This is a genomic window from Enterococcus sp. M-BR2 (assembly GCF_056612775.1).
The window spans coordinates 251,936-265,309 of record NZ_CM152743.1; the positions used below are offsets into that span (position 1 = coordinate 251,936).

General features: G+C 38.0%; 8 protein-coding genes and 2 pseudogenes. 9 read left to right on the top strand and 1 reads right to left on the bottom strand.

Features of this window, described 5'->3' with window-relative positions:
- Nucleotides 1-2: 2 nt before the first annotated feature.
- The 9 genes and pseudogenes from AC1F25_RS01190 (at nucleotide 3) to AC1F25_RS01230 (ending at nucleotide 12,089) form a co-directional block, all read left to right on the top strand.
- Nucleotides 3-338, top strand: a complete 336-nt coding sequence (locus tag AC1F25_RS01190; RefSeq protein WP_002290899.1) for a hypothetical protein — start codon at nucleotides 3-5, stop codon at nucleotides 336-338.
- A complete protein-coding gene (locus tag AC1F25_RS01195) occupies nucleotides 322-2,802 on the top strand; it encodes a WxL domain-containing protein (RefSeq protein ID WP_479994181.1) in 2,481 nt (826 codons plus the stop codon). The genes AC1F25_RS01190 and AC1F25_RS01195 overlap by 17 nt, the downstream gene beginning before the upstream one ends.
- Nucleotides 2,803-2,857: 55 nt before the next feature.
- Nucleotides 2,858-4,417, top strand: a pseudogene (locus AC1F25_RS01200) (helix-turn-helix domain-containing protein).
- A complete protein-coding gene (locus AC1F25_RS01205) occupies nucleotides 4,414-5,778 on the top strand; it encodes an NAD(P)/FAD-dependent oxidoreductase (protein WP_002290904.1) in 1,365 nt (454 codons plus the stop codon). The pseudogene AC1F25_RS01200 and the gene AC1F25_RS01205 overlap by 4 nt, the downstream one beginning before the upstream one ends.
- Nucleotides 5,779-5,975: 197 nt before the next feature.
- Nucleotides 5,976-7,046 carry an ABC transporter permease gene (locus AC1F25_RS01210; protein ID WP_123830501.1) on the top strand — a complete coding sequence of 357 codons (1,071 nt, stop codon included), beginning with the start codon at nucleotides 5,976-5,978 and terminating at the stop codon, nucleotides 7,044-7,046.
- A 14-nt stretch (nucleotides 7,047-7,060) separates the two neighbouring features.
- Nucleotides 7,061-7,729: an ABC transporter ATP-binding protein gene (locus AC1F25_RS01215; protein WP_002290906.1), complete on the top strand. Its 669-nt coding sequence runs from the start codon at nucleotides 7,061-7,063 to the stop codon at nucleotides 7,727-7,729.
- 19 nt (nucleotides 7,730-7,748) lie between these two features.
- Nucleotides 7,749-8,327 carry a TetR/AcrR family transcriptional regulator gene (locus tag AC1F25_RS01220; RefSeq protein WP_002290909.1) on the top strand — a complete coding sequence of 193 codons (579 nt, stop codon included), beginning with the start codon at nucleotides 7,749-7,751 and terminating at the stop codon, nucleotides 8,325-8,327.
- Between the two features lie 432 nt (nucleotides 8,328-8,759).
- Nucleotides 8,760-11,052: pseudogene (locus AC1F25_RS01225) on the top strand (glycosyl hydrolase family 18 protein).
- A 122-nt stretch (nucleotides 11,053-11,174) separates the two neighbouring features.
- The gene (locus AC1F25_RS01230; protein ID WP_002290913.1) at nucleotides 11,175-12,089 is read left to right on the top strand and encodes an N-acetylmuramoyl-L-alanine amidase family protein; all 915 of its coding nucleotides are present in this window, start codon (nucleotides 11,175-11,177) and stop codon (nucleotides 12,087-12,089) included.
- A 294-nt stretch (nucleotides 12,090-12,383) separates the two neighbouring features.
- On the opposite strand, the gene rnhC is transcribed toward AC1F25_RS01230, so the two are convergent.
- Entirely contained in the window at nucleotides 12,384-13,301 is a 918-nt protein-coding gene (rnhC, locus tag AC1F25_RS01235) for a ribonuclease HIII (protein ID WP_087064027.1), read from the bottom strand.
- Nucleotides 13,302-13,374 lie beyond the last annotated feature (73 nt).

Here is a 13,374-nt window from a genome sequence, read left to right on the forward strand (position 1 = left end):
CGTTGAAAGCATCAATCTTATTAGGAGGGATTATTGCAAGTTTGCTGTTCTTCAGCTGGCAAGAGCCAGTCCAAGCAGATACCAAAAGTTCAGGCACGATTACATTTTATGATCTAAGTCCAGTTCCGCATCCAAGTGGTTCAGTCAATGGCACATCAAAACAGCAGACACAGCCATCGATTTATAAAGAGGCTAATCAACATGGCGTATTTCCGGAGACGAATGAACAAAGGATCCGTTTTCTTTATTTGATCATTGGTATAGAATTATGGCTTCTTGTGTGGTTGTTGTTATGGAGAAGAAAGGAAAAGGAGGATGAACATGTTGCTACAAAATAAATTTACATTTTTTCGCTCCTTCTTTTTTACTTCGCTTTTTGTTTTAAGTATATTTATCTTTTCACCTTCGGCAGAAGCTGTTGGAGCAACGCCTCCTACCATTTCTTATGATCCGTACACATACGAAAATATCGTACCTCCAAATGGTGGACGTAGTGCAGTGAATGGCGGGAAGCTTGTCCAACTAACTGGGGCTAACCAGTTGCCTAAATTGACTGCTACTTATTTAAACGATGGTTCAAATGATCCTTGGAAAGGTGGCACGGTCCGTTTTCATTGGGAAAGTCATGTGAAACTAACAAATGTACTTGATTTGGTGAATATCACTGCACAAGGTTTTGCCTTCGTTGCAATCATTAATTTACCGGAACATGTATCAAGCAGTGATGTATTAAAAGCAATTGACTGGAACAACGCCTACTTGTATATTGCCGGTGCCCCCATCAAGGTTACTAGCGGAAGTTTATTATCAGCAGGAAGCCATACTTTACGTTTTGGGATGGGTTCGTGGGATACAAATACTCTCCTGCCAGATATCATCGCTATTATTACGCGAGGCGAGTTCAATGTTGACGATGTCCCGCTTCAATTTGATATTACAGCTAATGTCGCGAAGATGACAGAAAACGGAGATAAATATGATACGAGTCCAAACAAAATTTTGACCAAAGGTAAATTACAACCTTCTATATCTAAAAAAGCTATTTTTTCTGTTGATTTTTATGACTCGAATAATATTATCCAAGATCGTATGTTCAATTCGATCTTAGCTCCAGCTGCAGGTAGATTTTATCCTAAATTAACTGGTGGAAAATTGAATCCAGGAGCGTATGCATTTTCTGCAAGTGCAGAGATAAATACGTGGAATAGTTACATTTCACCAAGTGATTCAACAGGAAAATATAATACATTTGCTGATACTACAGAATACGTGGATGGGAATAACCAGAACCTTCCAGGCTCAACCAATAATCGAACACTAACGATGGGGTTGACTGAAGGACGTTTTGATCAATTACCGTCTACTCGCTTTGATCGTGTAGTCAATTATTTTACAGGAAAAAACGTCACACAAGGAGCAGCGCTGACTCATACTCCAGCAAGCACAAGTGGATTGAATCAGTCAACCAATATTGTATATAGCGGGAAAGATGCGCAAGGTGGATTGCTTTCTCCCGTTGCTTTAAAGGTATTGGAGCAGTATAAGCTAGACGGTACGGTTTTACCAACAAATTTAACAGCTGATAGTCAGTGGGGAAAGCTCCTTTCTCCTGCGCCGTACCAAGTCATGGCCAATTGGTCAGCAACTGAATTAAAAACGGGGTCGATCCATTACAGGCTTTATTCGAAAGGAACCCAAAAATTAGCGGCAGGATGGACAGATCAACTTTTCCAAACGATCTCATCAAATAATGGCGGCACAACTACAGCTACTTCTACACTACCTGCATTGGCTTCAGGGCAATATTATTTTGATTATCGCTTGGTGGACGATGTACTTACTAACCTGTATCCTTCTTTTGCGTACAAATGGCATTCTGAACAAGCGGGAATCACCACTCTTCCCCAAATAACAGTGGCTAATTTTCCATCAGTGAGTGCAGACAGCCAGCTAAAAAATCTTAGCAGACAACCGGATGAAGGAACCCCATTATCTGCACTATCAGGGGATACGATACAAGAAAATGTGACATTCACGTTGACAAAATCTGGGGATGCGATCACCGACAAAAAAATCACGATCTCACTTCCAGAAAATACTACTTATATCAATGGTATCTTAAAATTAAATGGTACAACTGTCGCAGATACCGGCGTTCAACAAGGAGTATCTGTCCCAGCAGATTTATTGAGCAAAGTCGGCGATACTATTCATCTTACTTACAACTATCAATTAAATACTGTAGATACTTCTGTGCAATCTGTCAGCATACCGACAAAGGCAGCTGTACTTTCTAGCAATATTACATTAGCAGATGGTGTTAAGCTTCCTAATCCAGTTGTCCAAACATCTTCCAAAACAATTCTTATCCCCAAACAAGAATTGACATTAGTTGATGTACCAGATGATTTTACATTTGGCAACGATCTCCCCAAACCGTTGAAGACAAGTTATTATGAAGCAAAAGGCGATTTTTCTTTTGATGTACGGGATACTCGGCTTCCAAGCACGTCTCCTTGGCAACTGACAGGTACATTGACTTCTTCATTTAAGAATGATCAAGGTCAAGAATTAAGCGGAACAAAATTGTACTTTAATCATGCTGGATCAAAGCAATTGATCCAACAAGGACAAAACACGATGATTTATCAAAGTGATGGCACAGCTAAAGGAGAGGTTCTCGTTGACTTTCCCGATACCGATGGTTTACTCTTAGAGGTAAATAGCAGTACGAACGCTCAACCTGGCGTGAGGTATCAAGGCACGATCACATGGGAACTGTCAGCTGGGCCAATCAGCTAAGTGATCAGAATTTGTATGGATCTGTGACAACTGTCGCAGATCCTCTTTTTCAAGGATGAGAAGGAAACTTCTGCTGTTAAAATCAGAAATGCTTGGAGGAGTGGACTTGGAACTTTTCAGTTTGCTTGAAAAAAATGAACAACGGCAAATCAAACTTTTTCAACTTTTATTAGAGGAAAAAGGAGAGATCTCTGTTAATAACGTACTAGCCCGCTTATCAATCGATCGGTCTACCTTGAAAGAAGATTTATTTTATTTACAAGCTAGTTTGGAAAACATCGAACAACTGGAAATCGTTATCCAAGAAGGATACATTTTATTGATCAGACATGGCAATATAGCAGCTATCGATGTTTATTATCATTGCTATTTGCGCTATTCTACAAAATATCAAATCCTTCTTTATCTGTTAGAATATGGCTCATTTGATCGGCAGAAACTTGTTATGGAACTTAATATCAGTTCGGCTACTTTGTCGCGTAGAGTGAAGGAATTAAATGATTCTTTAAAAGAGTTTCATTTGAAAATAAAAAGCGGGCGTTTGACTGGCCCAGAAAATCAAATCCGCTATTTCTATTTTCAATTATTTTGGTTTGGTCGCCCCTACCTTGAAAATAAAAAAGAATACAGCGATTTATCAGGAAACACTTTTTTAGATCTGCTACAAAAAGAGTTCAGTTTTGCCATTACAGAAGAAGGGCGACTGAAATTTGAAATATGGCTTTCCATTATGAAGAAACGGATGCGCTGTACGAAAAAAGCCAAACCAGATTATAGTAATCTTCCTGTTGGATTGTTTCAAACGACACAATTTTTATTGGAGCTTCATACATTTTTGACCCGTTATTTCTTTCAATATGCCTTTCCTTGGGATCAAAACGAAACGTTGGTTTTTTATCTTTTCATGATCAGTAACTTTACATTAGATACACATAATTCACATGTTCAGGAATTTTTGATAAGCGAAAAATACTAAGATGACGTAGTGGCTCAATTGAATCGAACGTTTAAACAATCGATAGAAGAATATTTTTCTTTCTATGCTTTTCCAGAAGAGATTTCGCAAAAGATTGCGTTAACAGTGATGCAAAATCACGCTCATTTTGCCTATTTTAGAGGATGGATGAATATTTTTGGTCAAGAAGGATTGAAACAACGGTTAACTGAAGTAGAAGATAAACAATTCCTTGTTTTATGTGAAAGGCTGGTCAGACAAACATTTGCTATTGTGGATTTTACTGAAGCAGACGAGGAAAATGCCCGTTTTGAATTATTTGCTCGCTATGCATCTATTTTACGAACGCTAATCAAGCAATTGGAATTGCGTTTGCAAATTGCTTATGATCTTCCGTACGAAAGGCTAATGGCGGATATCGTGAAAGAAATCATTCAAGAACAGTTGTTGAATACGATCAAATATGATTTAGTGGAATACGAGAAAGACAAGCAATATGATGTTATTTTGACTAGCCAATTGAAAGAATACCCGTCACAGAAGTCCGCTAAAGTTTTTGTATTTACGAGTAATGAATTTAACTATGATTTTCCCTATTTGAACCAATTTTTAAAAGAATGCTATTTAGAAAAATTGAATTTAAGGATGAATAAAACATGAAAATCGTGATCATTGGTGCTTCCCATGCAGGCATCACCGCTGCCCTAAATCTACGCAAACTTCAACCGGAGGCAGAAGTTCTGTTGATCGATGAAAATCACAAAGATGGATTAGGCTATGTTTCAAATGGGATCAATCTTTATTTAAAAGGAAAGATACATAGTTTAGCTGAAGCTGCAAACAACGAGCGGACTCTTCAAGCAAGTGGTGCAAAACTGATCACCGAATGGAGAGTAACTGAACTTGATCCAGACAAGCATCAGCTCATCCTCACTTCTGAGGAAGGAAAAAAAGAAACCCTAACCTATGATAAACTAATCGTGGCAACAGGTTCATCTCCTGCTACTTTATATAAACAAATTGAAGCTGAAAATGTCTACACCTATAAAAATCTAGTGCAATCTAAACAAGTACTTGCCGCTTTGAAAGAAGCAAAAGAAGTAGTGATTTTTGGTGCTGGTTATATTGGGTTAGAATTAGCAGATGCTTTGAGAAATAAGGGACATATGATTCATTTAGTTGATTACATGCCGAATGTTTTATCAAGATATTTCGATAAAGATATGATTGGCAGTTTTCAAAATCAGCTGAAAAACAAGCAAATCAACTTTCATCCAAATGAATTTTTGATTGATTGGAAAAAATCAGGAGAAGAAGTAGTATCCGTACAACTTTTGTCTCAAACACTGAAGGCAGATATCGTCATTTTTTCTGCTCAAACTTGTCCAAATACGTCATTGTTAAAAGACAAAGTGGCATTGTATGAGGACGACACTGTGATGGTCAATGAATACCTGCAGACAAGTGATTCGGATATCTATGCGATTGGCGATATCGTTCCAGTCAGTTTTGACAAAAAAGAACGGCATCTCTTTTTGCCCTTAGTTACTCGAGCTGTACATATGGCGAGAGCGGTAGCGTTGACTTTGTGCGAGCAGCCGACTGCTTATGATCTCAAACAAAAGATAACAGCAACGGTCATTACCGACCACTTTTTAGGAACTGTTGGGTTGACAGAAGACGAAGCACCATTTTTGGAACAAAGTGCCTGTTCTTGTTCAGGAGAGTTTGACCTATTTCCACAATACTATGAAGAAAATAAAACAGTAAATGCAAAGCTGATCTATCATCCAGATACATTAGAAATCATTGGCGGACAGCTGATAAGCCAAGAATTTTTATTATCAGATTTGAACTTGCTTGCTGATATCGTGAAACAAAAAACCACGATTCCACAGTTAGCAGTTGAAAACTTTGGATTTTTGGCTGAATATACCCCACGTTTTCACTATCTCAATGAGTTAGCTTTTAAAGTACTAGCTAAGAGAGCAAATCGCAATAGAGTAGAAAAAAGACCGTGAGAAACATCACGGTCTTTTATTATGTGAAATGCTATTTTTATAATAAAAAAACTGAAAACTACTAACTAAAAAGCGTTTAGACATCATAAGAAGAGATAATAAAAAAGCGAAAATGTATTTTGAGCATAATATTCGCCAAAAATTTATCAAGTGATAAAATTATTGTATAAAATAATTATTTCAAGAGGAGGAATTAAATGTTTTTAGCATTAAATGAAATTATGCATTCAAAGTTACGTTACGCATTAGTTGCAGGGGTGATGTTTTTAATCGCCTACTTGGTATTTTTTTTGACCGGGTTAGCTTATGGCTTAGCTCAAGACAATCGAACGGCGGTTGACAAGTGGGAGGCAGATTCGATCGTTCTTTCGAAAGATGCAAATTCAAATCTAGGGATGTCCATGATTACTAAGAAGACCGCAGAAGAAGTCGAAGGTGGAAAAGTGGCCTATCTTGCCCAAACTCCAGGAGTCGTGACTAGTAAAGACAGTACAGATGAAGGAAAAATCAATGTTAGCTTCTTTGGTATCGATAAAGATCAGTTCATCATGCCGAATCTTGTTGAAGGAAAAGCTTTTAATAACGATGATGAGGCAATAGGCGATAGTAGCCTGAAGGAAGAATATGGTCTAACCGTAGGAGATACGGTCAAGTTATCTGGTAGTGATAAGACGTTTAAACTAACTGGTTTTACGGATCATGCCAAGTTTAATGTTTCACCGGTTCTTTATACGACCATCAATGCTTACCAACAAATCCGTTTCGAAAAAGAAGACACAAGTGAGAATGCACGGATCAATGCAATAGTTGTCAGAGGAAAAATCAACGATTTACCTGAAGACTTGGAACAGATCAAAATTTCTAAATTCATCAATGAATTACCTGGATACAATGCACAAGTATTGACTTTTGGGTTTATGATTGGCTTTTTGATTGTTATTGCGGCTATCGTGATCGGGATTTTTATTTATGTACTGACGATGCAAAAAATTAATATCTTTGGTGTAATGAAAGCCCAAGGAATCACGGGAGGATTTATTGCACGCTCTGTAGTGGCACAAACATTCATTTTATCCTTTGTTGGTATTCTTCTTGGTCTAGTGGGAACAGTGGGAACATCTCTTGTTCTACCTGATGCGGTTCCATTCCAAAGCAATTGGCTATTTTTTGGCGTCATTAGCTTGTTGATGTTGGTAGTGGCTGTGTTAGGCGCACTATTTTCTGTTCGGACGATCGTGAAAATCGATCCGCTGAAGGCCATTGGATAAGAAGGAGGAAGAACATGAAAGCAATAGAATTTAAAGAAGTAGAAAAAAGTTTCCAAGATGGCGACCAAGTAGTAAAAGCATTGAAAGAAACAACAATGAGTATCGATAAAGGGGAATTTGTTGCGATCATCGGTCCTTCGGGATCAGGAAAAAGTACCTTTTTGACTTTAGCAGGCGGATTGCAGACACCTAGCAGCGGCTCTGTATTTATCAATGATCAGGAATTCAGTAATCAAAAAGAAAGCGAACGCGTTAAACTCCGTTTCAAGGAAATTGGTTTTATTTTGCAAGCATCAAATCTGGTTCCTTTTCTGACAGTAAAAAAGCAGTTGTTATTAGTAGATAAAATCAAACATGAACATCGGCAAAAAGAAGCAAAAGAATTATTTGAGCAGCTTGGCGTGGATAAGCTGATCAACAAGTATCCAGAAGAACTATCTGGTGGTGAAAGACAAAGGGTGGCAATTGCTCGTGCATTGTACAATGATCCGTCTATTATTCTAGCAGATGAACCAACTGCCAGTTTGGATTCAGAAAAGGCAAGAGAAGTAGTCGATATTTTGGCAAAAGAATCAAAAGAAAAAAATAAAGCAACGATCATGGTGACGCACGACACACGGTTGATTGACAAATGCGATAGAATATTTATGATGGAAGATGGTGTATTGAAAGAAAAAGAATAACCAAAAAGTAGGTGGAAAAATGGTCCATCGATACAATAAAGACACGCAACAAAAAATTTTAAAAGAAGCGGCTGACTTGTTCATGTCCAAGGGCTATCTTGGTACTTCAACAAGAGAGATCGCACAAAAAGTTGGGATCACCCAGCCCAATCTTTATCACTATTTTAGTGATAAAGAAAAGTTATATACAGCAGTATTAGAAAAGCACTTAGAAGATGTTGGGAAAGCGTTGAGAGAAATCGTCCAAACAAGCGAAACGAGATTTCAAGTGACGTTGACAAAAATGGCTCAATTTTTGATTGAGACGCATCTTGTTGATTTATTTCTGATGCTTCACGACCTTGAAAGCAATCTTTCCAATGAAACGAGAGATCATCTTTTCTTTCTATGGAAGAAAAATTATCGTGAACCATTTGAAGAAATTTTTTCAACAAACCAATCCGTGTTAAGAAACGGGATTACCAAAGAAATCGCAGCAAGGCATTTTTTCTTAGTGTTGGCACCGTACATCACTCGATCAAAAAGACCTGTAGAAGAACCGCTAAATGTGGCACAATTGATCGATTTATATTTGAATGGTGTATTAGGACAAACGTAAAGCTGTTATATGTGGAGAAAAACAGTTAGGTAAAGAAACAAGATATGACGAAAATCGTTGTATCTTGTTTCTTTTTTATACGGCTAGTTTTTCATGCATAAAATTTTGTTATTCTCTCATAATTATCATGGGATATTTTATTTATTATTTCATTCTAATTGAATCGTTATCAAAAGGGATTTAACCAAAAAGTAGTTTTTGTTTACTTATAAATAACGTAAACAATATAAAAGGAAACGTTTGCAAACAGAATTACAGAATGTTGCTATTTAGTTGTAATTATAAAGTCAATGTTTCTGGTGCGTTTGTTCTGTCGGTGATCTAGGAGGTGTTTTTATTTAATAACACAAATAATTAATTATTTGTAGAATGAAAGAAACTATTTATTTGGTGGATGAATCATAACGAATAGACAAAAGGAGGTTTCAAAATATGTCAAAAATGAAAAAAATCAGTTTAGCCGTAATGTTATTTTCTTCGGTGATGTCTGTCACATCTCCGTTATTAGGACAAAAAGACTCTGTCTATGCCGAAGAAACAGCTCAAGTTGTTCCAGCAAAAGAATACCGGAATGTCATGTATTATGGAGATTGGTCCATCTGGGATGGTGAAGGGAAATTTCTTCCTCAAGATATTCCAGCGGATCAGCTAACACATTTGAACTTTGCCTTTTTAGATTTTGATAGCGAGGGGAATCTGACATTTACAGATGCAGATGCTGCTGTAGGTGCATCTTTAGAACAACCTGGCGTAGGATGGAACACACCAAGTTCTGGGATTTTGAATGCAATCCAAGATTTACGCGGCAAAAATAAAAATCTAAAAATAGGCGTATCTTTAGGCGGATGGTCAAAATCAGGAGACTTTTCAGAAGTGGCAGCTGATCCAGTAAAACGTAAAAATCTAGTAGAAAATATCACGAAATTTATTAAGTATACCAATATGGATTTTGTCGATGTCGATTGGGAATATCCAGCTGATGTCCGTCAGCCAGATCTAGTAGATAATGTAAACGATGAAGGAACACCACATGCCAAACCGGAAGACAAAGAGAATTACATCACGCTTTTAAAAGAGATTCGCGAGTCAATTGATCAACAAGGAGAAAAGTTAGGGAAAACATATGAATTATCTGTAGCGCTTCCTTCTTCCAGAGAAAAATTAAATGATGGGGTTGACATTCCTAAATTATTCTCTGTGGTCGATTTTGCCAATATCATGACCTATGATTTGAATGGGGGCATGGAGTCCCAACAGTGCTCACCATACGGCACTATATGGCAATCCAGCTGATCCTAATTATGAAGAAGGTCTTTCTGTCGATCAGACAGTCAAATTTTTACAAAAAGAAGGAGCTCCTTCCGACAAAATCGTGATTGGTGCAGCTTTTTATACACGCGGCTGGCATGAGGTAGAAAGCGGGGATAACAAAGAGCTACCTGGTTTGTTCCAATCAGCAAAAGCAAGCAACCAAGATGCCGATCAAACACCTTCTTACGGTGCCAAAAACAAAAACGATCTCGTTTCAGGAAATGGTGGTAGAGCTGGCGGCGTCTGGCCTTATCGGAATATCGCTGATTTGATTGATCAAACAGCAGACTTAAAAGAATATTGGGATGATGTAGCGAAAGCACCTTATATGTACAGTAAAACAACAGGAGAATTCTTTACTTATGACAATGTCAAATCTGTCAGCTACAAAGCAGAATATGTAAAAGAAAATGAATTAGGTGGAGTAATCTCCTGGATGCAATCACAAGATAAGGAAACCAACAGTAGTAAGAGAGACGAGCTGACTAATGCAATCAAACAAGGATTATTCGGTGACGAAAAACTGTCAGAACAAGAAATAGTTTCCTCCCCGTTAGCGATTGATGTGGATATTTCTACTTATAGTGAATATGGTGCGAATGGTTATAACATCACTATCAAGAACAACGAGCAGCTTAACGAAACTTCTAGTGTATTGAGTGCAGTGGAATTAGCCCAAGAAACAATCAAATTCCCTAAACTATATATTCCAATCCATTCAGCTGAAAGTCTAAGTGCGGGAGATTACAAAGCTGGAACAGTAACGATAGAAAATGGATATGTCGTGATTGATTTAGCTTCTGTATATGACTGTAAGCATATCGAGCCAGATGCTTCTTATGAATTTAGATTAAGATCAAGTGATGAGAATCCAACAGTCGATCGAATTGGCCATATTGCGTTAGTCCAAAGAATCGGAGATGAAGGAGCGGAAATCAATCGGCAAGTCATCTATGGAAAAGAACTGATACCGGATCCATCCGATACGCAACCCCCATCTGTACCCGAAAATCTAGCTGTTTCAGATATTCAAGGAACACGAGTTACTTTTAGTTGGGAAGAATCAACAGACAATAATCAGGTGGCAGGTTATTACATCTATCGTGATGGTCAGCGTGTAGCACAAACAGCTCATACTCGATATACAGATACAGGTTTGGAGACAAATACACCGTACACTTATACAGTCAGTGCATTTGACGCTTCTGGAAATGTATCTGAGAAAAGCTTGCCGATAACGATCACAACGAAAAGCGAAGACCCTGCTCCAGGATACGAAGAATGGAACCCAGAAAAAGCTTATGTCAAGGGAGACATCGTCACTTATAAAGGGAAAGTTTATCAGGCAAAGTGGTGGAATCAAGGGGAAGAACCAGGTTCTAATGAGTGGGGCGCATGGGAACTGATTGGTTAAATTTGCTGTTTATTTGAAAACACGGGGCTGTGACAAAACGTTTGTCGCAGCTCCTTTTTTGCGTACTTAAGCTGATTTTAAGTTTTGACCCTTAGTCTGGATCTACGAGGTGAGAGTCAAGCATGAAAAAAATAATTGGAGCTTTTGTATGTGCAATCATTATCATTATTATCTGTTTTCAAATAGATGTTTTTGGTCAAAAAAAGATAGTTGGGCAAACAGTCAGCAGTACGAACAGTACGGTTACAAAGACAAAGGAATCATCTGATGACACAAAACAAGAGACATTAGTCAAAATTGGAAAAAATGACCGTACACTATATACAGATGACTCGCTAACGACCCCATTAGCAACTATAAACGGCGGAGAACTGACGGAGTTTCTTTCCGAAACAAAAAATGCTTATCAGATCAAGACAAATGATGGCTATACTGGATATTTAGCCCTCGAAGATGGGACCAAAGTCACAAAGAATATACAAACAAAACCGAAAGAGTTATCTGATGCAGTGATTGTATTAGATCCTGGGCATGGCGGAAATGATACTGGGGCATTAAGCAATGATGAACAAACAGAAGAAAAGGATATAACATTAAGTACAGCCATAAAAGTAAAAAAGGCGCTAGAGGATGCTGGAGCAACGGTTTATTTGACCCACACTACAGATGAATTAGTACAGCTTGGAGATATATGCGACTACAGTGAAGAAAAAAAGGCAGATGTCTTTATCAGCTTACATGCAGACTCTACGGAATATGCGAATGAAGCAACTGGGATCACGACATATTATTACTATGGACAAGAGGAAACATTAGCTCAAACAATCGCTGATTCCTTCACTGATCTGCCTCTGGATTCAAGAGGAATCTCCACTGGGAACTATCAAGTTCTTCGAGAAAATCTTCAACCTTCTATTTTAATCGAGATGGGTTACATGAATAATGATGGTGATTTAGAGGAATTAGTAACAGACAGTTATCAGCAGCAAATCGCTGCAAGTTTGACACAAGCATTGACCACCTATTTTCAGCAATAAATAAGGAAAGAGGTTGTGACAGAAGTGGTCAGCTTCAAGAAATAAGAAGGAATTTACGAAAATTGCTTCTCAAATTTTTGTGAAATTTCGGCTTATTTTTCGAAGAAGCTACTTCTGGAACACCGTTTAAGGAAGAGGTTGTGAAATCAGCGTTCTGATCTGAGTATTAGCTCAACAAACGGAAAAATAGCTCCTCATATTTTGCCGTTTGTTGAGCTAATATCGAGGGTCAGCTAATTGAACACCGTTTATTCGGAATAAGGGACTGTGACACGATTTATGTCACAGTTTTTTTTATTTTTTTAGTAGCTTCAACGCTTTTTCTGTATTGGCAAAGTGAAGTTTGGCATATTTTTCAAGCATAGGCATGCCGCCTTTTTCCAATAGTTTTGCCGCTACTTGATCAGATTTCGTTCCAGCTCCTGGGGGAAGGGTGATTCCAGCTTCAGCTGATGCTTTGTCTAACTCTTCTAAAAAGCTGGCACGACTGATGATAGAAGCAGCAGCAACAGCTAAATGATATTGTTCTCCTTTAGTAACGAAGTACAGTTTTTCTTGCAAGTGATTTTTTTCTAAACGCGCATATTTTTTAAAATTTGCTTCTGGCGTAAACTGATCGATCAAAATCGCTTCTGGTTTTTCTGGTGCGATTTTTTTTAGCAGCAAATGGATTGATTGATTATGCAAAGCGACTTTCATCCGAACAGCATTGTATTTTGGCTGGATCTCATTGTATTTTTCTGGGGGCAAGACAAGTAGTTTGTAAGGGATAGTTTCTTTTAAGATATCAGCAAGTTGGATGATTTGGCTATCTTTTAACTCTTTTGAATCTCGAACACCAAGTTTACGTAATTCTGCAAGCTGATCACGTTTCACATAAGCAGCACATACTGTTAGTGGGCCGAAATAGCTGCCATTTCCGACTTCATCGCTACCTAAAACGGATAATTGACTGATATTTTTTGGCAAAGAAGAGACCGTTCTTGCTGGTTTGGCCTGTTTATCCTGTGCCTGTCCCCAGCGCTGAGCTTCCGTTTCTGCGTTTGCCCCTTGGAACATCACTTTTCCTGATGTGTAAGCAGTGATGGTCGTCCCGTCTTTTTTTGCAGCAAAGATAGTATAAGGAATCTGTTTATTTAACAAATAAGAGCGATAGTATGCTTTCATTTGACTAAGTTGGTCGTTCGTTGCTTTGATAATGACGTTGCTCATAAAATTCTCCTCGTTTTTATACATAAATCTATACCGCAACTCCTGACTTTTCGTTTTCTAAGAGGTTGCGAGA

Bases quoted from the DNA above. Each gene is read 5' to 3' on its own strand.
- AC1F25_RS01195 (WP_479994181.1), top strand. From the start codon at position 322: ATGTTGCTACAAAATAAATTTACATTTTTTCGCTCCTTCTTTTTTACT.
- AC1F25_RS01205 (WP_002290904.1), top strand. From the start codon at position 4,414: ATGAAAATCGTGATCATTGGTGCTTCCCATGCAGGCATCACCGCTGCC.
- AC1F25_RS01210 (WP_123830501.1), top strand. From the start codon at position 5,976: ATGTTTTTAGCATTAAATGAAATTATGCATTCAAAGTTACGTTACGCA.
- AC1F25_RS01215 (WP_002290906.1), top strand. From the start codon at position 7,061: ATGAAAGCAATAGAATTTAAAGAAGTAGAAAAAAGTTTCCAAGATGGC.
- AC1F25_RS01220 (WP_002290909.1), top strand. From the start codon at position 7,749: ATGGTCCATCGATACAATAAAGACACGCAACAAAAAATTTTAAAAGAA.
- AC1F25_RS01230 (WP_002290913.1), top strand. From the start codon at position 11,175: ATGAAAAAAATAATTGGAGCTTTTGTATGTGCAATCATTATCATTATT.
- rnhC (WP_087064027.1), bottom strand. From the start codon at position 13,301: ATGAGCAACGTCATTATCAAAGCAACGAACGACCAACTTAGTCAAATG.